Origin of the sequence: Acinetobacter sp. CIP 51.11 (assembly GCF_000369665.1) — a bacterium.
GTDB classification, from domain to species: Bacteria; Pseudomonadota; Gammaproteobacteria; order Pseudomonadales; family Moraxellaceae; genus Acinetobacter; species Acinetobacter lwoffii_S.
In genome coordinates, this window is sequence record NZ_KB850128.1 from 624298 (window position 1) to 648463 (window position 24166).

A 24166-nucleotide genomic window follows, 5' to 3' on the forward strand; every position below is an offset into this window, starting at 1 on the left:
ATCTTCAAATCTTCAAATCTTCAAATCTTCAAATCTTCAAATCTTCAAATCTTCAAATCTTCAAATCTTCAAATCTTCAAATCTAGTTATAAAAATATTTGAAAACTCAAATTTAAAAAGTATCTCTCCTATAGCTTACTCAAGCCATGTTGACCATTTACATTTTTAACCCAGAAAAACTCAAAGCCTGAAAACCCTTACACATGCGGCATTTTTTATTGCTTAGACTGTTTCTCTCAACTTCTAGAAACAGGCAAGTAGAATGAACAATTTTAATGCAAGTGATATTAAAGAACATGCTTCAGTCATTGCTTCATGTGGTACTCAAGTCGGGAAAGTAGACCATTTAGAAGGTCAGGATTCAATTAAATTAACAAGAAGTGATGATGAAAATAATGAGCATCATCTAATTCCCTTGAGTTGGGTAAGTGAAATCAAAGACAATAGCGTGGTGCTCAATAAAACGGCGGAAGACGTGCATAAAGAGTGGACCACCTTATAAAAAACTAAAGTCAGTGGACTGAAAAACAGGGCTGCCTCAGCTTAATTTTTTATGTCACAGACTTTATGGATAATCGTTGAAAATGCCAGTTCGAAAGACTGGCATTTTTATTGTTTATTAAAACGAGATAATGATCGCGTGCTGAATTTATTGAAGCTATGAGTGTTTTTTTATAAAAAAACCACCTGATTTTTCAATCAGATGGTTTGGAAAACTTAAATTCAAGAAGTATTAAGCTTCTTGCTGCTCGGCCTGAATCGCGGTTAAGGCAATGGTAAACACGATGTCATCGACCAAGGCACCACGCGACAGGTCATTGACCGGCTTATTCAAGCCTTGCAGCATTGGTCCAACACTGACTACATTGGCAGCACGTTGTACCGCTTTATAGGTCGTGTTACCGGTATTCAGATCCGGGAAAATAAATACATTGGCACGTCCAGCCACTTGTGAATCAGGTGCCTTTTGACGCCCCACGCTTTCCACCGATGCTGCATCATATTGTAATGGCCCATCAATCAACAGGTCAGGACGACGTTCTTTGGCAATGCGTGTAGCTTCCGCGACTTTTTCCACATCAGCGCCAGTACCCGAAGTTCCTGTCGAATAGGAAATCATGGCAATGCGTGGATCTATACCAAAGGCTTTGGCAGAATCGGCGGACTGGATTGCAATTTCGGCCAGCTGTTCTGCATCAGGGTCCGGATTGATCGCACAGTCACCATACACATAGACTTCATCTGGCAACAGCATAAAGAATACGGAAGATACCAGTGAGTAATCCGGAGCAGTCTTGATCAGCTGGAAAGCAGGGCGTACCGTATTTGCGGTGGTATGCACTGCACCCGACACCAAACCGTCAACCTGATCCAGCGCCAGCATCATGGTGCCAAGTACTACTGTATCTTGCAGTTGTTCACGGGCTTGCAGTTCGTTGAGCTTGCCTTTACGCAGCTCCACCATCTTGTCGATGTAGTTTTCACGCACCAGATCCGGATCAAGAATTTCCAGATCTTCAGGCAATTCAATACCGCGAGCTTTGGCTACTTCTAGCACAGCTTCAGGCTTGGCCAGCAAAATACACTGTGCAATACCACGCGCCTGACAAATGGCCGCAGCCTGTACGGTACGCGGTTCATCACCCTCTGGCAGTACAATACGTTTTCTCGCAGCAATCGATTTCTGTACCAGTTCATGACGGAAAGCGGAAGGTGACAGACGTGGCTTATAAGAACCATTCAACATTTGATTCAGCCATTCCGGATTGATATGGCTTGAAACAAAACGTGTCACCTGATCTGCACGTTCGGTATCATCCACTGGAATTTCATTGCTGAGATTTGCCAGTTTTTGTGCGGTTTCAAACGTGCTGAGTGGTGTATGTAAAATCGGTAAACCTTGCTTGATGGCAGCCTGGCAGAATTCCAGTACATGATCATTTGGCTGTTGATGTTCAGTCAGCACCAGACCGGCCAAAGGAATCCCATTACTGCTGGCCAGACTACTTGCCAGTAATACATCAATCCGGTCAGAGGCACTAATAATTAATTCGCCAGCTACAAACTTATGTAGTTCATGTTCAATATTGGCTGAAATCAGACTATTGTGTTGCACACGGCGCTGTTTGGCTTCGCCTTCATTAATCCAGTAAGCAGAAATATGGGCAGCCAGATCAGACATGCGTGGCACACTTAAGGTTTTACTGAAAGGCACCAAGCCAATCACTGGCAATTTTTCAGAACCAATATGCGGATGCGTCTGCTGAATAGCTGTAATAAATTCGGCGGTTTCAGCTTTAAGGCGTAAATCCGGATTCAGCGTGACAGGAATCTGCGCAGATTCTTCAGGCAGGCCTTTGGTGCGCATTAACATGATACCTGCCAGACGGGTAGAGCTAGCGCCACCAAAATTACGCAGCTGATGTTCAACTTTGTCTGCGGTTTGGCTTGGCTGCTGAATATTGGCATTGCTGACCACAATAACTTTGGCATCAAGAGCTTGTGCCAGTGAAGCATTCAAATCATCGGCAAAACTGTCCTGAGTATTTGGCAGCAGACCTTCGACAATAATCAGGTCATGCTGTTTGGCGATTTGACGATGCAGACGTACCGCTTCTTCAAGCAATTCATCCTGTTCACCCAGATTGATCTGCTGCAAGACTTTGCTATAACGGATGGGTTCAACAGTTTCACTTTGAGAAATATGACGATACAAAGCCGTGGTGCGGTCTTCGATTTCATTCAATTCCTGAGCAAAAGGTTTCAGGAAACCAGCTTTTACCCCTTGGCATTCCAGTGCATAAATCAGGCCCAAACATGCAGAAGTTAAGCCTACGCCTTCCCCAGTGGGAACCAATAAAATTGTTTTCATAAGTTATGTCAGTCGCAGAATAATAAAAATCAGTTAAAAAGTGGCTAAGCCTGCTTATGCAGGCGTTACCTCAGCTTTAGACTTTTTTGCAGTATTGCGCTCCACTTCAAGTTCAACAACACTTTGAACTTCTTGTGCGATACGGCCTTCTTCATCTGTTGGCACTACCCAGATTTGTGGGCCTGTGCCTGAATCGATTCGGCCTTCGGTACCGCGTTTCAATTCATTGTTGGCGTTTTTATCCAGATTGAAACCAAAATGAGGCAGGTAAGTCATGGTCTTTTCACGGATATATGCAGAGTTTTCGCCAATGCCACCAGTGAAAAACAGACCATTAAGACGTGGCAGACCACAGCTCAACGCTGCCAGAGACTTAGCTAAACGGTAGCAGAATACTTCAATCGCCAGTGCGGCATCTTCATTGCCTTGTTCTGAAGCTTCAATCAGGGTACGCATGTCATTGGACAGGTCAGACAAGCCCAAAAGACCACTTTGGCTATTCAGCATCTTGTCAATTTTATAAATATCCCAACCCAGGTTTTTCGCCAGGAAGCTATGCAGGCTTGGGTCGACATCGCCACTGCGTGTGCCCATAACAATGCCTTCAAGCGGGGTTAAGCCCATTGAGGTATCTACACTTTTCCCATTCCAAACGGCACAGGTCGAGCTACCATTACCTAAATGCGCGGTTAACCAGCCACCTTGTTTGAAACTGCCTGCCAGTTCAGAACCGCGCTCTGAAACATAGGCATGACTAGTCCCGTGGAAACCATAGCGACGCACACCATGGGCGGTATATAAAAATTTCGGCAGGGCATAACGATAAGCATGCGCTGGCATGGTTTGGTGGAAGGCAGTATCAAATACCGCCACCTGTGGTAATTCCGGGAATAAACGTTTGGTAGCTTCAATGCCAATCAGATGAGCCGGATTGTGTAATGGCGCAAGCGGTGTTGCTTCACGAATTTTTTCAATAATTTCGTCATTGATCAGTTCAGCCTTGGTCAGGCTGCCCCCATGTACCACACGGTGACCGATCGCATCCGGACGGTAGTTGGCTAGACGTTCCAGACCGACTTCGAGTGCTTTTTTGTGGTCAGCAAATGGAATGTGGATATCGACCGGCTCATTGCCAACTGTCACACCTTTAATGCGAGCATTCTCTGTGCCTAAGTTCTCAGCTAAACCATGAATACGGAAATTCTGCTCCTCAAGAAGTAATGCAAACTTGATTGAAGAAGAGCCACAATTAATAACTAATACTGATTTAGACACGATTGATTACCCAATTTTTAATTAAAATTCTCGTCCATTTGCTTGACCCAATTGCGGGCAATGAAGCAGCAATCCAGATCAATGAATATGTTTTAACATTTGTTTTTTTTCTGTCCTAGATAGACTTTAGCAGATTAGACTTAAGCATTATCGACCGATTTAACAATAATAACTAAAATTTATCAGTTCATATTTTTCATTTATAAATAAAATGATGCTGAAAATATAATCAATAAGAATACTAAACTCTGCTTAAATTTAATTTTAGAACAGATTAATTCTTTAGTTTAGCGCCTGAAAAGGCAAATATTGTTTTTACATACAATTCTATAAAGAGATTCATCAATAAAATGACCGGAAGGTTCTAATTCATCTATTTCAGTGTCAATTTTTCTGTCCATAAAAAAACAGCCTCATAAATGAGGCTGTTTTAAATGAGCGATCTGAATACTTATTGACGAATCTGACCATCACCAAAGACAATCCATTTCTGTGAAGTTAGGCCTTCAAGTCCGACTGGGCCACGAGCATGGATTTTATCGGTCGAAATCCCGATTTCTGCGCCTAAGCCATATTCAAAACCATCTGCAAAACGGGTAGAGGCATTGATCATGACCGAACTTGAATCTACACCCGCTAGAAATTCGCGAGCCAGACTGTAGTTTTCAGTAATAATGGAATCGGTATGATGCGAGCCATATTTGTTAATGTGCTCAATGGCTTCTTCTATACCAGAAACGACTTTGATCGCCAGAATAGGACCCAGATACTCGGTATACCAGTCTTCTTCAGTGGCCGTAATAACTGCATCTCCAAGAATACGCTGGGTTTCCCGGCAACCACGCAGTTCAACTTTTTTCTCTTGGTAAAGCTCTGCGATGCGTGGCAAGAATTCTTCAGCGACTTTTTCATCGACCAATAGGGTTTCCATGGCATTACATACGCCATAGCGATGGGTTTTGGCATTGAGCGCAATCGGCAATGCTTTCAACAAGTCCGCTTGAGCTTCCACATACACATGACAGTTGCCATCTAAATGTTTAATGACCGGTACGCGTGCTTCCTCGGTAATTCGTTCGATCAGGCTCTTGCCGCCACGAGGCACAATCACATCCACATATTCGGTCATGGTGATCAACTGGCCAACAGCAGCGCGGTCAGTCGTGTTTACCACTTGTACGGCAGCCTCAGGCAAGCCTGCGACTTTCAGGCCATGCTGAATCGCAACTGCAATTGCCTGATTCGATTCCAGAGCTTCTGAGCCGCCCCGTAAAATAATGGCATTGCCTGATTTGAGCGCGAGTGATGCCGCCTCCAACGTGACGTTAGGACGTGACTCGTAGATCATGCCGACCACACCCAAAGGCACACGCATCTTGCCCAGTTGAATCCCGGATGGGCGATAAGCCATATCACTAATTTCACCAATCGGATCTTTCAGGCCAATGACATCTTTCAGGCCCTGTAACATACCTTTAAAGCGCGCGGGGTTGAGTTCTAAGCGATCAAGCAGGGCAGGGTCCAGATTGTTATTATGCGCCTTAGTCATATCTTTCTGGTTAGCAACCAAAATAGCAGCTTGGCTATTTTCCAAAGCCGTATAAATAGCGGATAACGCATTATTTTTAGTTTGGGTGGACGCGCGAGCCAAAATGCGAGACGCTTGGCGTGCCTGCTGTCCTACCGTTTGCATGTATTGTTCAATAGACTCTTGCATAGCGGTTTGATCACTTAGAAATTTCATTTCGATATTAACAGCCTGCTGCTGCACAATGAAGCCCATCTATTAAAAATCATCCGTTTTCGCAGACTTCTAAACATTTTGAAATTGTTTTCTGTTTAAAAGTAGATAAGTGGTCACTGAAGCGGTTGCTTGTGAAAAGCAGCTCTGTATAGAATGAAACACGCGGCATTGATGTCATTTATAATTATTAAAGAGCAGGATGCGTGTTCAGGCACACCGGAATGCGCCTGAAATATAAGATCTGTTAAGCATGACTTGCACAATAAAAATAAGGCAAGGACGGAGGAAAAGGAATATGAATTCCATTATCCACATGGACACCCATGTATTGGAACAACATAGCCACGATGGTTTTTTTGATCTTTATGATAAGCACAGTTTTAAGCAGCCGCCACGTACTACCTGGATGGACGGCTGGAAAATCGAATATATGGCGATCGCCCGTCCGGATACCTTACATTTAAGACCCATGGTGATTATTGGGGGAGCTTTCCAGAATTTTAATTCCTACAAATACTGTGTAGAACAGCTTTTTGATGCAGGTCCCATCATTCTGATTGACCTACCGTCCATGGGGGCCAACCAGCAGATTAGTAATGTCGATACGGGGCTGTCTGCCGGAACACTGGAGCTTGAAGACCTTGCTGCGATGCTTGGGCGCTGGCTGGAACAGATGCAGCTGCCGCAAGTGGCAATTCTAGGTATGTCCTTGGGTTCAGTGGTGGCTTCCTGTTTGGCAGATCAGCGTCCTGAACTGGTCGATCGGATGATCCTGATGGGTGTGATGCAGAAAACCCGTAAAAGCTGGCGGATGCTGCTGGAAGAGTCTTTGCATCTAATGAAAGAACAGCGTATGGATGAATTTGGTCAGGCCGTCATTTTGTACCTGGTGAATCATGCACGTTTAACAGAAACCCGGATGTCACCGACTGCAAAGCGTTTGTTCTTTAAACAGATGGCGGAATTTACGGCCACCGAACAGGATCGTTATGATATCAATTGCAACCGTTTATTGCGTCTGACCAATGTGCCGATTCCACAGTGCAAAGTGCTGGTGGCATGTGGGCAATATGACAGTTTTACCTTGCCACATGAGAATGCCAATTTTGCCCTGAAATGTCCGAATATGCAGTATGTACAAATTGCAGGCGCCGATCATGTACCGCAGTTACAACGTCGTAAAGAAACCATGCATCTGTTTGCAACCTTCTTACGTGATGAACCGGTCGATCAGTTGCCGGGAATTATTCCGTTTAGCCCTGAGCAGATACAGCAGCTTGAACGTCGCGGTGAAGAGCGGATTCAGGTGCAAGATTCACAGCGTTTCCTCAGTCATCGTCATTCTGATCTCATTTTAAAAGCAGAGATCGTGGACATGAATTTCTTTGGGGTATTGCTGGAGTTAGATGTAGAACAGGCAGTATGCGCAACAGCTTATCCACGTGATCTGGCCTTGCATCTGGAAGATGAAGTTGGGGAATTTCAGATTGAGTGCCTGATCTTTGAACAGGATGATACTCAGCTGCGTGCTTTATTCAAACATGGCAGTTTTGAAGTCGCAGAACGCTTATTACGCTTTGTACAAATGCAAAAAGTACTGTCACAAACTGAAGTATTTGATGCAGCAATTTAAAAAACAGCAGCATTAAAAAACAGCGTACTTAAACGCTGTTTTTTTTCACGGCATGAATCATCCAGACCAGATCACCTAAATGTTCATCCTGTTCATGAGTCGGGTTTGGCTGATGAGGCTCGGCAAAATAACGTTGTGGTTGTTGTACCTCAACCTGGTCAAATCCTGCATCTTGAAAAAAGTGCTGTAGTTCTTGAGGGGATTTAAAATGAAAGGTAAACGCACTTCGAGACATGAATTTAAGCAGACGGCTACTGCTCCAGATAAAGTTCGCTAGTTTATTTTTCACCGGTTCGGGGTAAATATCGCTGAGATAGTGAACTGCCGGGAAATACTGCGCATTTTCTGTAATACCCTGCATCAGAATGCGTAACATCTGCTGATCAAAATAATTAATCAGTCCTTCACTAATGACCACTAAGGGCTGGTTGCGGTCAAACATCTGAAAAATACAGTCCAGTTCTTCACTAAAAATATCGGCAGTCAGGACTTCAGGTGCATGCTGATCAATTTGCTGTAAAGCCTGCGTCTTGATCTTGGCCATATCAGGCAAATCCAGTTCACGATAATTAATCTCTGGAAATTTCTGTCTGAAATTCCAGCTGCGTGGAGATAGTCCGCAGGCAATTTCAAGAACCTGAAGTTGTGGATGTTGCTCAATTAGTTGACACAAATGCTCATCAATCATTTGATGACGCTGCTTAAGTGTCGTACGCATGCTACCGCCGACATGGCGTTCTGCCCAGGATTCAAGTGGGTGAAGCAGTTTGGCCAGAATTTTACCTTTAGTGGTCGCAAAGGCTGGATGCGAGATCCCCATTTGATACCAGATATAGCCGGTATAGTGCGCAGTAAATGAAATATGGCGATGTTGTGAAAGTGTTTCTGTCATATCGTTCTTACCTTATTGTTATTTTTAAATTGATTAAATAATTGTGTAACCTTTTCATTACTATAATTAAAAAGGAACACTTTGTCGTGTTCCTTTTTTTTGTGTTGACTGGATTAAAAAGCTTTAGCTCATCTGCTGTTTGAACGCCACTATTTCATCACGGATATTGCGCCATGCTTCTCCCAGATCAAGCTCTGACCCAATCTGGATGTTCGGGATGTTGCCGCGCATACGTTCCAGACGTTGCTGGTTCGGAAGGGGCAGATCAACAATCCCTTCCAGTGCAATACATTGTGCTGCACGATCATTACAGACTAGCCCCATATCACAACCCGCTTTGAGTGCGGCCTGAATTCGGGCATCGGCACCGCCTGCGACACAGGCGGCCTGCATGCTTAAATCATCTGAGAACAGGACACCGTCAAAACCAAGCTCCTGACGTAAAACTTTCTGAATCCAGAATTCAGAGAATCCGGCTGGATTTAGATCAACTTGGCTATAGATGACATGAGCCGGCATCAGCGCATCCAGTTGTGATTGCAGTTGGATAAATGTTTGCATATCTTTTTGCTGAATCTCTGTATAAGAGCGCGTATCAATTGCTGCAGCAACATGCGAGTCCGCTTTGACCGAGCCATGACCGGGGAAATGTTTACCAGTTGAAGCCATACCGGCACGTTTCATACCTTTTAGAAATGCGCTGGCGAGTGGAATAATGTCCTGGATATTTTGGGCAAAGCTACGATCACCGATCACATCACTGATGTCATTCAAGTCCAGTACTGGGGCAAAGCTGAAATCAATTCCGACAGCCAGCACTTCAGTCGCCATCAGCCAGCCGCATTTTTCAGCCAGCTCTAGGGCGCTTTGTGGATCGCTCGTATAAAGTTCGCCAAATTTTCCTATGGCAGGCAGCAGGGTAAAGCCCTGTCTTAAACGCTGGACACGACCACCTTCCTGATCGACCGCAATTAAAATATCAGGACGCACCTGACGCATATGATCGGTCAAAGCACGGACTTGCGCCGGAGATTCGATATTGCGACCAAATAAAATCACTCCACCGACTTGCGGCGCACTTAATAGTTCAATATCTTCTTGAGTGAGGGTTGTGCCTGCGATGTCGAGCATCAATGCGCCAATCATATGCGGAATCCGTTTTAGAGTTTTCGGAGAAAACAATACCTGAATTCTGCAATGATTTGCTACACTTTGTCAGCACAGAATATGATAAAACTACACGACATAAACATATTAAGTTGTTTAAGATGCTGAATACGTTAAATTCTGGTCGAAAAGCAACACGGTCACATTGGTCTCTAGGCCAAGGAAGTACGAATTATTTATGAAATTTCAAACTATAGCTTGCGCAGTTGCGATTGCGACAGGTGGATTCTTTTTTACCCATGTAGTGAATGATGCGATTGCGGCCAATAGTAATGAAGTGGTCAGTAAAGCAATTCAGCCATCTCAAGAGCAGGCGCTGGTGTCACGTCAGCTGGCAACCCTGGTTGACCGTCAGCATTATTTAAATATGCGTCTGGATGCCCAGACTTCGCAGCGTATTTTTGATTTCTATATTGATAGTCTTGATCCGGAACACAGTCTGTTTCTGGCCCCAGAAGTTGAAAACTATAAGAAACGCTATGGTGCCAATTTTGGTGCCAATCTGAAAGCCGGCAACTTGTCTGGTCCTTATGAAATGCATGCGCAATATCAACAGCGCTTGCACCAGTTCTACACCTATATGTTGAATGAGCTGAAAAAACCGCAGAATCTGAATCAGCCAAATGTTTATATCGAAACGGATCGTGAGAAAGCGCCATTCTTTAAAACTGAGGCTGAACAGCGTGCGCACTGGTCAAAAATGCTGGTGTCTCAGCTGATCAATCTGACCATCAGTAAAGAAGAGGAATTGGCCAAGCAGAAAGCGCTGAAAGCCAATCCGGAATTGGCCAATGGACAAGACCTGACTGGTCCTGAAGATCTAACGCCTGCGCAAACCTTGACCAAGCGTTATACCCGTCAACTGGAACGTCTCAGCCGCGTCAAAAGTGATGATGTGCTCGACAAGACACTGAATGCAATGATGCTGACTTATGATCCACATAGCAATTACTTCCCGCCTGTGGATGCGATGGAGCTGAATCGTCAGACGACTTTACAGCTGGAAGGCGTCGGCGTATCGATTCGCCCGGAACGCGGCAATGAAGATTACACCAAAATTGAAACCATCGTTGAAGGTGGTCCGGCCAGCAAATCCGGTCAGGTCAAATCAGGGGATCGTATCATTGGTGTGGCCCAAGACGGCGAACAGATGGTCGATGTCATTGGCTGGCCAAGTAATGAAATTGTCGGTCTGATTCGTGGTAAACGTGGCACGAAAGTCACTTTACGCTTACTCGGTGCGGGTGCTGCCATGGGGCAGGCCCGTAATGTGACTATTACCCGTGACGTGATTCAGGAAGAAGATGCCGGTGTGCGTACACGTGTGGTCGACATTCAGCGCGATGGCAAGAAATATCAATATGGTGTGATCGAAATTCCGTCATTCTACCTGAACTATCGCGCACGCCGTGCCGGTACGGATTATCGTTCGGTATCCGAAGATACCAACAAAGCCTTGAAAGAGTTGGCAGCGAAGAATGTTGCCGGGATTATTGTTGATTTGCGGAATAACCCGGGCGGTTCACTGGAAGAAGTGGCACGTATGTTGGGGCAAGTAATCAAGTCTGGCCCAGTGGTGCAGATCCGTGATGGCAATGGTAATGTCAGCGTCTTTGAAGATGATGATGGTGGTGCACAAACTTATGCGGGTCCATTGGCAGTGATGGTGAATCTGGCCTCTGCATCGGCCAGTGAAATTTACTCTGCTGCGATTCAGGATTATGAACGCGGGATTGTGATTGGTAGTACCACCACCGGTAAAGGTACAGCACAGGTGCAACTGGATAGTCTGGCGCATGGTCAGGCGACGCTGACGCAGCGTAAATTCTATCGTGTGACCGGTGGTAGTACCCAGAATAAAGGGGTTGTTCCGGACATTAAACTGGTCGATATTTATAACGAAGAGTTTGGTGAGCGTAAGGCTAAAAATGCCTTGCAGTGGGATACTATTCCAACGGCACCATTTAAACGTGAAGGGGCTGTACAGAAATACGTTCCTGAATTGGCTAAACTTTCTCAGCAACGGGTCACACTGGATTCTCAGTTCAAGTATTTAGAACAGCGTAAAGCCGTGATGAAGAAAGCCGAAGAAGAGAAACGTCAGGTACTGGACTTGCAACAGCGTAAAGCTGAGTTGATTGCCATGGAGCAAAAAACGCTGGATGCAGAAAACACGCGCCGTGCTGCAACAGGTCTGAAACCTTATCCAAACTGGGAAAGTTATCAGGCTTCACTGGATGCCTTGATTGAAACACGTGCCAAGATGAAGGCCAAAGAACGTCCGGCTCTGCCTGAAGAAGAAGCGTTTGTGATTGAAGCGGCAAATGTGTTACTGGACTATGCCAAATTACAAGCAAAACCCTAAGTTTTAGCCTCATTGGTCGTTGATAAAAATAGCCTGTTTCGACAGGCTATTTTTTTATTTTGCAAATCTGCACGAAAGAACAAATAAAATTTTGCTATGAAGTGCCATCTGTCTAAATAAAAAGAAAAAAATTGTGATGGTGATCGAATAAATGAGCTAAAAAAATGAAGCTAAATATTTGCTTAAATTTGAAACACTTCTAATATATAAGTTGTATTTTATTTTTCTGTTGAGTCTTATTTTTGAGGCAATTCTCAACTTCAAAAGAAAGAAATATAAATTCTAAATTTTAGTTAAGACTGATGTTGTTGCAGACCAATTGGCTTGCATAGATGGTCAGTCTTGAGATTTTACTGAGCTCAAATTTGACCGGGTGAAAATGGAAATATCAGTGCAGAGCATAATAAAAATGATCACCGCTGGGGAACATTTTATATGATTGACATTCAGCATGATATTGGTCTGGTCATCAGCTCCGTTCTTTCTGCATTGGTCGCTTGCTCTCTCATCGCACGGATTAAAAAAATTGCTTCAGGCGCTTCACAGCCAAACTTTAAAATCTTCAGTTTAATGCTAACCGCCATACTATTGGGCCTACTCATCTGGTTGATCCATTTTATCGGGCTGACAGCAGGTTTTGTGCTGAATAAATACGAGCTGGATTGGGGGGCGCTGCTTCTATCTGTTCTGGTGATATGTATTGCCGCTATGTTTACCCTCTGGTTAAGTACCAGAAGTACCTGGTCATTTTTCCGGGCAGTTCTCGTAGCAGGTGTGATCGCACTCGGCATCTTTGGCATGCACTGTATTAGCATGATGTCATTCAATTTTACTGCTGCCCATGTGCAACAGTCACCGGAATTAGTTCAGGCACATGATCAGCTATTTCTGGCCGTGGTACTTATGAGTGGATTGCTGCTGGTGACGCTGATGTGTATCGTCGTATCCGAACTGCGTGTGGGATTACGCAACCGTCAGCTTGCATGGGCCAATCAACAAATTGAAAATCAAACCATTCAGGACAATCTGACCAAATTACCTAACCGTTTGTATCTGGCTGAATATGCAAATCTGCTGTTTTCAGGTCAGTCCGAACAGCAGCATGAAATTGCTTTTTTATATATCGATCTGGATCGTTTTAAGGCAGTCAATGATGTATTTGGCCATCTGGTCGGCGATCAGTTGCTGATTCAATTGACCACGCGGATTCATCTGTTATTAGGCCATCATTCCAAGCTGCTCAGAATTGGTGGGGATGAATTTCTGCTGGTACTGGAAAACACATCTGTCGCCAAAGCTGCAAAAATGTCAGAACAGATTCTTGAACTGATTCAGGAAAGTTTCCTGATTGAAGGCAAGAGTATTCATATCTCGGGCAGTATTGGCATTGCCATGTATCCGGAACACGGCAAGAATTTACAGGATCTGCTGGTCAATGCTGATGCCGCCATGCTGAGTTCCAAGTATCAGGGGCGCAATACCTATTCAGTCTTTAATTATTCTACCGACCAGGATGAAAGCAAGAGCCAGAGTACCCTGATTAATGACCTATATAAAGCCGTGGAAGAGCAGCAGTTTGTGCTGTTTTATCAGCCCAAGTTTCGGACCAAAGACCGTAGCTTGTGTGGGGTAGAGGCATTAATTCGCTGGAACCATCCCCAGTTTGGTTTGCTCGGCCCGAATCTGTTTATCAATGCGGCTGAAAAAACCGGACTGATTATTCAAATGGGCTATTGTGCATTGGAGCTGGCCTGTCAGCAGATTCAAAAATGGCAACAGACACATACTGAATTTTTCCCTATCGCGGTCAATTTGTCTGCAGTACAATTTGAGCATAAGCATTTGTTTAGTACTTTAGAAAAGTTATTTGCACAATATAAAATCAGTCCTCAGCATTTAATGATCGAGATTACTGAATCGACTGCCATGCATCATATTGATGTGAGTATGCGCAGCTTTAAGCGCTTAAGACAAATGGGCATCCGTCTAGCCATTGATGATTTTGGTACAGGGCATTCCAGTTTTCTCTATTTAAAGAATTTCGCCGTAGATGAGTTAAAAATTGACCGGGAATTTATCAAAAATCTGGCAGTCGGCTCCAAAGAGGAAATGATTCTGGAAAGCATTATTCAGCTGGCCATAAAACTGGGCTTGGTGGTGACCGCCGAAGGTGTTGAAACAGAAGCGCAAGCAGAAATTTTAACCCGGCTCGGTTGTGAACAGTTACAAGGCTTTTTGCTGGGCTTGCCGGTAGATGAACAACGACTAGAAAACTTACAATTCCGTTAATAGCGCTCTAATTCATTGAGCGTCAGGATAGACAACATGGCTAACGGAACTCCACCCTGAAACTCTGCTACAATATCGCCAATTTTTTTCATATTGATCGAATTTGATCTCGAATGCTGTGCATTGAGCAGTAGGTGTATTTCATGAGCTTTAAGCAAGAACTGGCGGCACAAGTCGCCCAGCGACGTACGTTCGCTATTATTTCCCACCCCGATGCCGGTAAAACCACCATGACAGAAAAATTGCTGTTATGGGGTCAGGCTATTCAGGTGGCCGGGATGGTAAAAAGCCGTAAATCTGACCGGGCCGCAACATCGGACTGGATGGAAATGGAAAAAGAGCGTGGTATCTCGATTACCACCTCGGTGATGCAATTTCCTTTTAAAGACAAGATGATCAATCTTCTGGACACCCCAGGACATGAAGACTTCTCGGAAGATACCTACCGTACCCTAACCGCAGTAGACTCGGCGCTGATGGTGATTGATGGTGCAAAAGGTGTCGAAGACCGAACCATTAAATTGATGGAAGTGTGTCGTATGCGCGATACCCCGATCATCTCATTCGTCAACAAAATGGACCGTGAAATCCGTGAACCGCTTGAGCTTCTGGATGAAATCGAAAACGTTCTAAAAATTAAATGTGTCCCGATCACCTGGCCACTCGGTACAGGCCGTGATTTTGCCGGTGTATTTAATTTAATCGAAGAAAAATTCTACGTGTATAAAGCCGGTTTCGGTTCAGTGATTACTGAGATCGAAGTGCGTGATGGTTATGACTATCCTGATCTTCGTGAGAAAGTGGGTGAACTGGCTTGGGCGGCATTTGAAGAATCGCTTGAACTGGTACAAATGGCCAATGAGCCTTTAGACCGCGAAGAATTTCTGGCCGGTCGTCAAACGCCTGTGTTGTTCGGTACAGCCTTGGGTAATTTTGGTGTCGACCATGTTCTGGATGCTTTCAGTCAATATGCGCCATCTCCTAAAGCCCATCCGACCCAAGATCGTGTTGTGGAAGCGGATGAAGAAGGCTTTACCGGTTTCGTCTTCAAGATTCAGGCCAATATGGATCCGAAGCACCGTGACCGTATTGCTTTCATGCGGATCTGTTCAGGCAAGTATGAAAAAGGCTTGAAGATGAAGCATGTGCGTCTGGACAAAGATGTGCGCATCAGCGATGCCTTAACTTTCCTGGCTGGCGATCGTCAGCATCTGGAAGAAGCTTGGCCGGGTGATATTATTGGTCTGCATAACCATGGCACCATTCAGATCGGTGATACATTTACCTCGGGTGAGAAACTTCAGTTTACCGGTATTCCGCACTTTGCGCCTGAAATGTTCCGCCGTGTCCGCTTGAAGGATCCATTAAAATCCAAGCAGCTGCAAAAAGGTCTGAAAGAGCTTTCTGAAGAAGGGGCAACCCAGGTATTCATGCCACAGAATAACAACGACCTGATCGTGGGTGCGGTGGGTGTGCTACAGTTTGAAGTGGTGGCTTACCGTCTGAAAGAAGAATACAAAGTTGATTGTGTTTACGAACCGGTCAGCATCAACACAGTACGTTGGGTGTCTTGCGATGATGAGAAGAAATTCAACGAATTCAAGAAAAAAGCTCATGACCAGTTGTCTGTCGATGGTGGTGGTCATTTGACATATCTCGCACCAAGCCGCGTGAATTTGCAGCTGATGCAAGAACGTTATCCGGACATCGTGTTCCACAATACGCGTGAACACTAAACTTTAACGTTCCGCAGCTAAAGTTTAAAAATATCAAACAGCTTCTCCGGAAGCTGTTTTATTTTATGCTACATTTAAGCAATTAATAACTCGATAGATATAGCAAAGAGAATGAAGCTCAGCAAGGAAGTCGTCCTCGGTTCTGTGATTGGTTTAAGTCTTGTCCTGAGTGGCTGTGATCAAAGCGAAAAAGAGCCTGTTAATACTCCGGAAAATGAGCAAATCACCGCAGCTCAGCAGACCGCAGATGTTTTGCCTTATCTGAATATTCAAGAGCAGCCGGCCGAGATTGCCTTGCCATTTTGTGAAAATAAAAACTGTATCAATCTGGATATTCAGACCTTGCATACGGTTGATCCATGGATGAACCAATGGATTGAAAAGCAGCAGGCCAAAGTGATTCAGGATCAAATCGGCTTGAAACAAGACATGAATTTACAGCAGGCGATCAATGCCTATGTAAAAAAATCGGATGCGTGGCAGGCGCAGCTCAATCTGAACAAGGCTTATGAGTTATCGCTATATACCCGTATTCCTTACCAACGCAATCAATATGTATTGATGCAGATTGGGGTCGATACCAAACAGGAAAATGTCAGCGTGCATGAGCGCTATTATTTTTTTGTGGCTGATCGTCGCCAGCAGAAAATGCTAACCCCACTGGATATTGTCGATCCTAAGCAACAGTTAGTAATGGATCAGATTATTCAGCAAGCCTATGATACATGGCTCAAAGAAAACGATCAGCAAGTTCAGCAGAAAGCGCCGAAAAAACTGTATTGGGGACAGGCTGACTGGTTCTTTGATCAGGAAGGCATTGGGCTGCATTTTCGCAGCCATGAAATTAGCAAAGATGCCAAACAACTGGATATTTATTTAACAAAACAACAAACACAACAGGTCTTGAAAGCTGATATCTATCAGCATATGTTTTAAAGCTCATGATCCTGCAAGCGTACAGGTTCCAAAAAGGTGAATGAATGCCAAAATACAAGAATATCTTTTGTCTATCCATCCTGGCATCAGCGATCTTGCTGAGTGCCTGTCAGCCGAAGAGTAATGAGCCGGAAGAATCAAGTGCTTCCGAGGTGCTACAAGCCGAAGCTGAAGCACTTAAACTCAGCGGCGATACCGAAAAGCTCAAGCTGGCGATTCCAGAATGTGAAGACAAAAGCTGTCCGGAAATTTCGATCGAACGTCTGAACAGTAATCAGAGCTTTATTGATGAATGGATCGACCAGCAGATTCTGCAACAGTTGAAAAATATCCTGTCTCTTGATGCGATTGAACCGGCAAAAGTGAGCGCTGCCAGCGAAGCAGACGTTGCCGCCTCTGAACCCAAAGCTGCTTTAGCAACAGTGGTGACACCAAAACAGCAGCTTGAGCAGCAAACTCAACCTTATATGCAGACTTTCTTGAATCTGGATAAAGAGCTCAAGGCCCTGAGTGCCAGTCATAGTATTAGCCTGATGATTAAGCCCAAGATTTTGAATTCAGGAGATCCTTTGGCGACCGTGGTTCTGAACAGCAGTTATTATCTGGGAGGCGCACACGGCGCATCTGCACAGACTTATTATAATTTTGATCTGGAGCAGAAAAAATTGGTTAAGCTGGATGACATTATTGCGGCCAAACAGAAAGCCCAACTGGAAGCGCGTGCTTATGATGCGTTTAAAACCTGGGTGGTAGAGTCCAAGCTGGCCAAAGATGTCGCCGAATATGAACAGGCCTGGAAGTTCAAGCTTACCGATAACTTCTATCTGGGCAAAGACGGCTTGATATTGCAGTATGCCGAATATGAAATTGGGCCATATGTTGTTGGCTTGCCACGTCTGATGATTCCTTATGAGCAGTTACAAGGTGTGCTGAAACCCGAATATCTGCCTCAAACTGAAAAAGCTGCCTCCGAGGCACAGCCAGCATCTGCTGCAAAAGCCAAATGACCTTAAAACTGTTTGATACGCATACCCATTTTGATGTTCCCGATTTTGATCCTGATCGGGAACAGTTGGCCTATACGGCCAAAGCGGTAGGTGTCGATCATCTGGTTTTAATTGGTTTTTTGCAAAACCGTTTTCAAGATTTGTTAAGGACCCATCACTTCATCAATGATCTGGAAAATGCCCCGCAAAGCCATTTGGCACCCGGCTTGCATCCGTTTTATATTGAACAGCATCAGGCTGAACATCTATACGATTTGGAACGGCTGCTCAAAACTGAACCATGCATTGCCATTGGCGAAATCGGTCTGGATACCTTTTTAAAACAGCACAAACAGGCGGAAATTTTTCAGAAGCAAAAAGATTTTTTTGCTGCACAGCTTGAACTGGCACAGCAATTTGATAAGCCGGTTTTGCTGCATATCCGCAAATCGCATGCGGAGGTTTTGCAGATTTTAAAACAGCAGCAGTTTAAACAGGGCGGCATTGCGCATGCCTTTGGTGGTGGGATTGAGGAAGCCAAGGCCTTTATCAAATTAGGATTCAAACTGGGCATCACCGGGCAAATCACCAATCTAAATGCCAAAAAACTTCATCAAGTGGTGCAGTATGTCGGACCAGAACATCTGGTATTGGAAACTGACTGTCCGGATATGACGCCACTCTGTTGTCAAAGCTCGACCGAGCAACGTACCCGAAATACACCTGCAAATTTACCTTATGTGCTGCAAGGACTGGCAAAGAGTCTACATATGCACAAAGAGGAACTGGCTGAACAGCTCTGGCAAAATACTCATCAGGCCCTGCATCTGGCCATTTAATTTAACGCTCTTAACTCGGTCTTAAATTCCCGGTTCATCATAAATAGAAAAAAAGGTGCATTATGCAATTTCTAAAATGCTTCAGACTTGGCATCATGCCATATACATTTTTTTAGGTGAGATTCACATGGCACAAGGACTTTTGGCGGGTAAGCGCTTCTTGATCGCGGGCATTGCGAGTAAATTATCGATTGCTTTTGGTATTGCTCAGGCATTGCATCGTGAAGGTGCTGAATTGGCTTTTACTTATCCAAATGAAAAGCTGAAAAAGCGGGTAGATGACTTTGCTGAACAGTTTGGTTCGAAACTGGTTTTTCCTTGTGATGTGGCAGTAGATGCTGAAATTGACCATGCATTCGCTGAACTGGCGAAACACTGGGATGGTCTGGACGGCGTGGTGCACTCCATTGGTTTTGCACCAGCACATACGCTGGATGGTGACTTCACCGAAATCACGGATCGTGAAGGTTTTAATATTGCGCATGACATCAGTGCCTATAGCTTTATCGCAATGGCACGTGCGGCAAAACCTTTGTTGCAAGTTCGTCAAGGCTGTTTGCTGACATTGACCTATCAAGGTTCTGAGCGTGTAATGCCAAACTATAACGTGATGGGTATGGCCAAAGCCTCTTTAGAAGCTGGCGTACGTTATTTGGCGTCTAGCCTGGGGCAGGAAGGTATTCGTGTGAACGCGATCTCTGCGGGTCCCATCCGTACTTTGGCAGCTTCAGGTATTAAATCATTCCGTAAAATGCTGGACCTGAATGAGAAAGTTGCACCACTGAAACGTAATGTGACGATTGAAGATGTCGGTAATGCTGCCTTATTCCTGTGCTCGCCATGGGCCAACGGAATCACTGGTGAAATCCTGTATGTTGATGCCGGTTTTAACACTGTTGGTATGAGCGCTGATTTGATGGCAGACGCGGAATAAATCCTATAAGTCCTCTCTCCCTCAGGGAGAGAGTTAGAGAGAGGGAAATGACTTCTTCCTCTGAGTGAGGAAATGATTAAAATCCCCCCTCATTCCCCCTTTGATAAAGGGGGAGGCCACTCAAATCTAAAAAAAGACCGCATAAGCGGTCTTTTTTTAGATTTGAAGGACAGCAATTAAGCTTGACCATCCACAGCAGCGGCTTGCGCACGTTGCATATTGGCTTCAAATTCAGCATCGAAGTTGATTGGAGTCAATAGCAATTGTGGGAAGCTACCTTTAGTCACCATATCATTCACTGCTTCACGTAGGAACGGGAACAGGATGTTCGGGCAGTATGCGCCTAGGATGTATGGAAGACGCTCTTCTTCAACGCCATCCACCAGGAAAATACCAGCTTGAGTGACATCAACGATAAACGCGGTATCACCTTCGTTGGTTGCTTGAACCACGACTTTCAAAGCTACTTCAAAATGAGTTTCATCAATTTTTTCTGCAGAAGAAGAAAGATTGATGTTTAACTCAGGTTGCCATTGCTTGGTAAAAACTTGCGCCCCAGGAACTTCAAAAGAAATATCTTTGGTGTAAATACGCTCTAATGCCAATTGTGGTTGAGCTTGTTGTTCTTCACTCATTTTTTGATCCTTAATATGAAGTGATAATTTTAGTAAGGTTAAGCCAGCAATTCATCAAGTTTGCCTTCACGCTCTAAAGCATAAAGTTGGTCAAAACCACCGATGAACTGATCATTAATAAAAATTTGTGGCACGGTACGGTGATTGGTACGCTGCATCAATTCAAGACGTACTTCAGGCGCTTCTTGAGACAAGTTAATCTCTTTATATGCCACACCCTTACGTTCCAGTAGCTGTTTTGCACGCACGCAATAAGGACACACTGTCGTCGAGTAAATAGTAACTTCAGCCATGATCAATCTCCTGTTCGTGGATTATTTGCTTTTCACCAAAGGTAAACCTTGAGCTTTCCAGTTGCTGACGCCGCCATCAAGACGGTAGGCATCGGCATGACCAACCTGCTGTAATGCAGTACCAGCCACCTGTCCAAGGTTACAAATGAACACCAAAGGGCGATCAGATGCTTTCAGCTCTTCAACATGTTTTGTAATCTGGCTATATGGAATATTACGGCTGCCGCTGATATGACCTTCACGGAAGTCTTTGGCATCACGTAAATCAATCAGCATGGCATTTTTTGCTTTGACTAAAATTCCCAGCGATTGCGGAGAAATTTTGCGACCGTTACGTTGACCTTCGATAATGAAGAACAAAACCACTAATACCGCGAGTGTTCCAAATAAGAAGGGGTGATTCCCCATAAACTCGAACCAACGTTCCACAATTCACCTAATTACAATTTTAAAATTGCCAAGAGTATAGCTCATAAATATGGTGATCAAAATCACCGCTTCAAGGGCCAAGGGTTAAGAAAATTAATTTTTTTGCTGTGCTTCAGTGATTTCGTCGATTAAACGTAAATAGCTGTCCAGTCGGCGCGGTAAAATTTCACCTGCGGCAGCAGCCTGACGCAAAGCACATTGTTTTTCATGCTTATGGGTACAGTTACGGAACTGACAATGGCCGAGCAGGTTTTCAATTTCAGGAAAGCCGCTTTGTACCTTATCTAAAGTCAGATGCCACAGGCCAAATTCACGAATTCCCGGAGAGTCAATCAGGGCGGCACCTTCACCAAAACCGATCAAGCGCGTTGATGTCGTAGTGTGCTGACCAAGTGCCGAGTTTTCCGAAATAATATTGGTTTTCTGTGCGGCATCCGGCACGATCGCATTAATCAGCGTGCTTTTACCCACACCAGATTGACCGACGAAAGCCACCGTTTCATTTTCCAGACGATTAGACAGTGCAGTCAGGTCGCCATCGGATTGGGTCTGCATCACTTCATAACCGAGATCTTGATATTCTTGCAGCAGAGTCAGAATCGGATCGTTTTCTTTTAACAAATCGGCTTTATTCATCACCAGCAATGCAGGAATATCGGCATCGGCACAGGCCACCAGATAACGGTCGATCAGGCCCGGCGCTGGCTCAGGCAATGGTGCAAACACGATCACAATCAGTGAAATGTTGGCCGCTACCGGTTTAACCTTGTGATAGCGGTCGGGGCGTGTCAATAAGGATTTTCGGGGATGAATCGCGGTGATAATTCCTAAACCGGTATTCGGATCGGCTTGCCATTTGACCCGGTCACCCGTGACCAATAAATCCAGATTGGTTCGAGTATGACAGCGCCAGACGCTGTCCAGTTCAATCTCTTTCCAGAAAGGTTCAGGCTCACCATCGGCGACCACAGGTTTTTCAGGGTGAATGTCAGGGCGAGACAAAGCTTGCACTTCAAGTTGGCGGCCATAATGTTGCACCACTAAACCTTCAAGATCACTGGAGGTATCGAGATCTTCTTGACGTGTTTTCTGTTGTTTCTGAATGCGGCGCTGTTGTTGCTCTGTCAGACGACGCTTACGTATTAAGGCCATTCATATCCTAAAAAAACCGGGTAAATCAGATGGCAAAAATAGCATGAAGCAGCCCCCGAATGACACCCAAGATGTAATTAATTTGCTACTATAGTTGTTTTTAAACCCAATAAGATTGCACATTTATGAGCAGCACCGCTGATACCCGCCTGATTTGGATTGACCTTGAAATGACAGGTCTAGACACAGACAATGATCAAATTATTGAAATTGCAACAATTGTAACCGATGACAATTTGAATATTTTGGCTGAAGGTCCTGTGCTTGCGGTACATCAGCCTGCACGTCTGTTAAATGCCATGGATGAGTGGAACACTCGCCAGCATGGTCAGTCCGGTCTGATTGAGCGTGTGCGTCGCAGTAAACTGACCGCTCAGGATGCCGAGCAGCAAACCCTTGAATTCCTGAAAAAATGGGTCAATCCAAAATCTTCACCGATGTGTGGTAACTCGATCTGTCAGGATCGCCGTTTCTTGCACCGCCTGATGCCTGAACTGGAACAGTATTTCCATTACCGTAATCTGGATGTCTCTTCAGTGAAAGAACTAGCCAAACGCTGGCGCCCGGAAATCATGAGCGGTCTCAAGAAAAATGCCTCGCATCTGGCGATGGATGACATTCGTGATTCGATTGCTGAGCTGAAATACTATCGTGAATATTTTTTCATCATGAATAAAGACTAATTCCGATAGATGAAAAAGAGGCGTAAGCCTCTTTTTTTATGGTGCTGAGGCTTTTTTCTTTTTAAAAAGGCCCTCTATGATTTCAAATATGGCCCACGATACAAGCACCAAAATCAAATGGCTCTGGGTTTCATAACGATCCAAGATCACAAAGCTAAACAAGCCTAAAGTCAGCAAACGAATAAAAATACTCAGCCCATAGTTTTTCTGCTTTTGGCTGCTGTAAAAATATAAATGTAACGCAATCAGTATAAAGTTGAGAGTCAAAAGAGCATTGATGAGCACAGAGTTTGACTCCTATATTTAAAATTATATGTATAAATTTTATTCAATTATAAGGTGTTCCTGAATTTATCTTTCTGATTTTCCTGAGGGATTTTGTATCGAAATTTTAGGAGCAGTAAAACAATGCTGACTTTGTTAAAATAAACCGTGATTTAACTGCTATTGATGACTTATGACTGATCTGCTTCAAGACGATGAATATGAGCGCCGCTTTGCCGGTGTTGCCAAAATTTATGGAGAAGACAGCTTTAATCATTATGAAAAAAGTCATGTGATGGTGATTGGCATCGGTGGTGTCGGTTCATGGGCAGTAGAAGCTCTGGCACGTAGTGGTGTGGGCGAGCTGACCTTGGTTGATATGGATGTGGTGGCCGCGTCTAATATTAACCGTCAGTTACCTGCCATGAGTACCACCTTGGGTCATGAAAAAATTGAAGTCATGGCCGAGCGTTGCCGTGCAATTAATCCACGCATTAAAATCAATCTGATTGATGATTACCTGACGCCTGAGAATATCAAAGAAATTTTAGCTCCGACACCGGATCTGATTTTAGATTGCATCGATGATGTGAAAGCTAAATTCGCCTTGATGTTACATTGTCGTTTTAACAAGATTCCGTTAATCGTATCGGGCGGGGCAGGGGGTAAACTGGATCCGCTGAAAATTCGGGTCGCCGATTTATCTAAAACCGAACAGGACCCGATGCTGGCCAAATTGCGTGCCCAGTTACGTGCTAAAGGCATCTGCAAAAAGCCTAAAGAAAAATTCGGCATTACTTGTGTCTATTCCATCGATAATCCATTCTCCAGTGCCGATGTGTGTGCCAGTGCCGGCTTGCGCTGCGGTGGTTATGGTTCTGCCGTGGTGGTAACTTCAAGCTTTGCCATGGTTGCCGTGGCAGAAGGTTTGAAAAAGCTCGATAGTAAAAGAGCAAAAGCCTGATTTAAAAAATAAAAAGCACAATCTATGTGCTTTTTTTAAACTGGCGTTTAGAATGAAAGGATTCATTCGCAGAACAAA

21 protein-coding genes are annotated in these 24166 nt (G+C 44.5%); 11 read left to right on the plus strand and 10 right to left on the minus strand.

Annotated features, from left to right (window positions below; translation table 11 throughout):
* Positions 1-262: 262 nt before the first annotated feature.
* Positions 263-502 carry a DUF2171 domain-containing protein gene (locus tag F894_RS03215; protein WP_004278404.1) on the plus strand — a complete coding sequence of 80 codons (240 nt, stop codon included), beginning with the start codon at positions 263-265 and terminating at the stop codon, positions 500-502.
* 231 nt (positions 503-733) lie between these two features.
* On the opposite strand, the gene pta is transcribed toward F894_RS03215, so the two are convergent.
* The 3 genes from pta to F894_RS03230 form a co-directional block, all read right to left on the minus strand.
* Positions 734-2872 carry a phosphate acetyltransferase gene (gene pta / locus F894_RS03220; protein WP_005245959.1) on the minus strand — a complete coding sequence of 713 codons (2139 nt, stop codon included), beginning with the start codon at positions 2870-2872 and terminating at the stop codon, positions 734-736.
* A 54-nt stretch (positions 2873-2926) separates the two neighbouring features.
* A complete protein-coding gene (locus F894_RS03225) occupies positions 2927-4147 on the minus strand; it encodes an acetate/propionate family kinase (protein WP_004729551.1) in 1221 nt (406 codons plus the stop codon).
* A gap of 451 nt (positions 4148-4598) precedes the next feature.
* A complete protein-coding gene (locus F894_RS03230; RefSeq protein WP_004278400.1) occupies positions 4599-5864 on the minus strand; it encodes a glutamate-5-semialdehyde dehydrogenase in 1266 nt (421 codons plus the stop codon).
* A 322-nt stretch (positions 5865-6186) separates the two neighbouring features.
* Between F894_RS03230 and F894_RS03235 the strand changes: the two genes are divergently transcribed.
* Positions 6187-7524 (plus strand): alpha/beta fold hydrolase, encoded by a 1338-nt coding sequence (locus F894_RS03235; protein WP_005245960.1) that lies wholly within the window; start codon positions 6187-6189, stop codon positions 7522-7524.
* A gap of 28 nt (positions 7525-7552) precedes the next feature.
* Here F894_RS03235 and F894_RS03240 read toward each other — a convergent pair whose 3' ends face one another.
* The gene (locus F894_RS03240) at positions 7553-8416 is read right to left on the minus strand and encodes a class I SAM-dependent methyltransferase (RefSeq protein ID WP_005103190.1); all 864 of its coding nucleotides are present in this window, start codon (positions 8414-8416) and stop codon (positions 7553-7555) included.
* Positions 8417-8539: 123 nt separating this feature from the next.
* The gene (gene nagZ, locus F894_RS03245; RefSeq protein ID WP_005245961.1) at positions 8540-9562 is read right to left on the minus strand and encodes a beta-N-acetylhexosaminidase; all 1023 of its coding nucleotides are present in this window, start codon (positions 9560-9562) and stop codon (positions 8540-8542) included.
* Positions 9563-9761: 199 nt separating this feature from the next.
* On the opposite strand from nagZ, the gene F894_RS03250 reads away from it, so the two are divergent.
* The 7 genes from F894_RS03250 (at position 9762) to F894_RS03280 (ending at position 19668) form a co-directional block, all read left to right on the plus strand.
* Entirely contained in the window at positions 9762-11948 is a 2187-nt protein-coding gene (locus F894_RS03250) for a carboxy terminal-processing peptidase (protein ID WP_005245962.1), read from the plus strand.
* Positions 11949-12383: 435 nt separating this feature from the next.
* Positions 12384-14237, plus strand: coding sequence for a putative bifunctional diguanylate cyclase/phosphodiesterase (locus F894_RS03255; RefSeq protein WP_005245963.1), 1854 nt, complete (start codon positions 12384-12386; stop codon positions 14235-14237).
* Positions 14238-14380: 143 nt separating this feature from the next.
* A complete protein-coding gene (locus F894_RS03260) occupies positions 14381-15973 on the plus strand; it encodes a peptide chain release factor 3 (RefSeq protein WP_004647433.1) in 1593 nt (530 codons plus the stop codon).
* A gap of 111 nt (positions 15974-16084) precedes the next feature.
* On the plus strand, positions 16085-16909 hold the full coding sequence (locus tag F894_RS03265; RefSeq protein WP_005245965.1) for a hypothetical protein: 825 nt from the start codon (positions 16085-16087) through the stop codon (positions 16907-16909).
* Positions 16910-16953: 44 nt separating this feature from the next.
* Positions 16954-17916 carry an RsiV family protein gene (locus F894_RS03270; RefSeq protein WP_005245966.1) on the plus strand — a complete coding sequence of 321 codons (963 nt, stop codon included), beginning with the start codon at positions 16954-16956 and terminating at the stop codon, positions 17914-17916.
* Positions 17913-18734 carry a TatD family hydrolase gene (locus tag F894_RS03275; protein ID WP_005245967.1) on the plus strand — a complete coding sequence of 274 codons (822 nt, stop codon included), beginning with the start codon at positions 17913-17915 and terminating at the stop codon, positions 18732-18734. Before F894_RS03270 ends, F894_RS03275 begins: the two co-directional genes overlap by 4 nt.
* A 127-nt stretch (positions 18735-18861) precedes the next feature.
* Positions 18862-19668: an enoyl-ACP reductase FabI gene (locus F894_RS03280; protein WP_004647438.1), complete on the plus strand. Its 807-nt coding sequence runs from the start codon at positions 18862-18864 to the stop codon at positions 19666-19668.
* A gap of 176 nt (positions 19669-19844) precedes the next feature.
* On the opposite strand, the gene secB is transcribed toward F894_RS03280, so the two are convergent.
* The 4 genes from secB to rsgA form a co-directional block, all read right to left on the minus strand.
* Positions 19845-20303 carry a protein-export chaperone SecB gene (gene secB / locus F894_RS03285; RefSeq protein WP_004647439.1) on the minus strand — a complete coding sequence of 153 codons (459 nt, stop codon included), beginning with the start codon at positions 20301-20303 and terminating at the stop codon, positions 19845-19847.
* A 38-nt stretch (positions 20304-20341) separates the two neighbouring features.
* Entirely contained in the window at positions 20342-20596 is a 255-nt protein-coding gene (grxC, locus tag F894_RS03290; protein ID WP_004278388.1) for a glutaredoxin 3, read from the minus strand.
* 21 nt (positions 20597-20617) lie between these two features.
* Complete coding sequence (locus F894_RS03295; RefSeq protein WP_004278386.1) at positions 20618-21025, minus strand: rhodanese-like domain-containing protein; 408 nt, start codon at positions 21023-21025, stop codon at positions 20618-20620.
* A gap of 93 nt (positions 21026-21118) precedes the next feature.
* Positions 21119-22177 (minus strand): ribosome small subunit-dependent GTPase A, encoded by a 1059-nt coding sequence (gene rsgA, locus F894_RS03300; protein WP_005103207.1) that lies wholly within the window; start codon positions 22175-22177, stop codon positions 21119-21121.
* Between the two features lie 125 nt (positions 22178-22302).
* Between rsgA and orn the strand changes: the two genes are divergently transcribed.
* On the plus strand, positions 22303-22860 hold the full coding sequence (gene orn, locus F894_RS03305) for an oligoribonuclease (protein ID WP_005103209.1): 558 nt from the start codon (positions 22303-22305) through the stop codon (positions 22858-22860).
* Positions 22861-22896: 36 nt separating this feature from the next.
* Here orn and F894_RS03310 read toward each other — a convergent pair whose 3' ends face one another.
* A complete protein-coding gene (locus tag F894_RS03310) occupies positions 22897-23145 on the minus strand; it encodes a hypothetical protein (RefSeq protein ID WP_005245968.1) in 249 nt (82 codons plus the stop codon).
* Between the two features lie 172 nt (positions 23146-23317).
* On the opposite strand from F894_RS03310, the gene F894_RS03315 reads away from it, so the two are divergent.
* Positions 23318-24088, plus strand: coding sequence for a tRNA threonylcarbamoyladenosine dehydratase (locus tag F894_RS03315; RefSeq protein ID WP_005245969.1), 771 nt, complete (start codon positions 23318-23320; stop codon positions 24086-24088).
* Positions 24089-24166: the final 78 nt, after the last annotated feature.

What these genes read in the sequence shown, in the direction of transcription:
- F894_RS03215 (WP_004278404.1), top strand. Translation starts at nt 263, where the DNA reads ATGAACAATTTTAATGCAAGTGATATTAAAGAACATGCTTCAGTCATT.
- pta (WP_005245959.1), bottom strand. Translation starts at nt 2,872, where the DNA reads ATGAAAACAATTTTATTGGTTCCCACTGGGGAAGGCGTAGGCTTAACT.
- F894_RS03230 (WP_004278400.1), bottom strand. Translation starts at nt 5,864, where the DNA reads ATGCAAGAGTCTATTGAACAATACATGCAAACGGTAGGACAGCAGGCA.
- F894_RS03235 (WP_005245960.1), top strand. Translation starts at nt 6,187, where the DNA reads ATGAATTCCATTATCCACATGGACACCCATGTATTGGAACAACATAGC.
- F894_RS03240 (WP_005103190.1), bottom strand. Translation starts at nt 8,416, where the DNA reads ATGACAGAAACACTTTCACAACATCGCCATATTTCATTTACTGCGCAC.
- nagZ (WP_005245961.1), bottom strand. Translation starts at nt 9,562, where the DNA reads ATGATTGGCGCATTGATGCTCGACATCGCAGGCACAACCCTCACTCAA.
- F894_RS03250 (WP_005245962.1), top strand. Translation starts at nt 9,762, where the DNA reads ATGAAATTTCAAACTATAGCTTGCGCAGTTGCGATTGCGACAGGTGGA.
- F894_RS03255 (WP_005245963.1), top strand. Translation starts at nt 12,384, where the DNA reads ATGATTGACATTCAGCATGATATTGGTCTGGTCATCAGCTCCGTTCTT.
- F894_RS03260 (WP_004647433.1), top strand. Translation starts at nt 14,381, where the DNA reads ATGAGCTTTAAGCAAGAACTGGCGGCACAAGTCGCCCAGCGACGTACG.
- F894_RS03265 (WP_005245965.1), top strand. Translation starts at nt 16,085, where the DNA reads ATGAAGCTCAGCAAGGAAGTCGTCCTCGGTTCTGTGATTGGTTTAAGT.
- F894_RS03270 (WP_005245966.1), top strand. Translation starts at nt 16,954, where the DNA reads ATGCCAAAATACAAGAATATCTTTTGTCTATCCATCCTGGCATCAGCG.
- F894_RS03275 (WP_005245967.1), top strand. Translation starts at nt 17,913, where the DNA reads ATGACCTTAAAACTGTTTGATACGCATACCCATTTTGATGTTCCCGAT.
- F894_RS03280 (WP_004647438.1), top strand. Translation starts at nt 18,862, where the DNA reads ATGGCACAAGGACTTTTGGCGGGTAAGCGCTTCTTGATCGCGGGCATT.
- secB (WP_004647439.1), bottom strand. Translation starts at nt 20,303, where the DNA reads ATGAGTGAAGAACAACAAGCTCAACCACAATTGGCATTAGAGCGTATT.
- grxC (WP_004278388.1), bottom strand. Translation starts at nt 20,596, where the DNA reads ATGGCTGAAGTTACTATTTACTCGACGACAGTGTGTCCTTATTGCGTG.
- rsgA (WP_005103207.1), bottom strand. Translation starts at nt 22,177, where the DNA reads ATGGCCTTAATACGTAAGCGTCGTCTGACAGAGCAACAACAGCGCCGC.
- orn (WP_005103209.1), top strand. Translation starts at nt 22,303, where the DNA reads ATGAGCAGCACCGCTGATACCCGCCTGATTTGGATTGACCTTGAAATG.
- F894_RS03315 (WP_005245969.1), top strand. Translation starts at nt 23,318, where the DNA reads ATGACTGATCTGCTTCAAGACGATGAATATGAGCGCCGCTTTGCCGGT.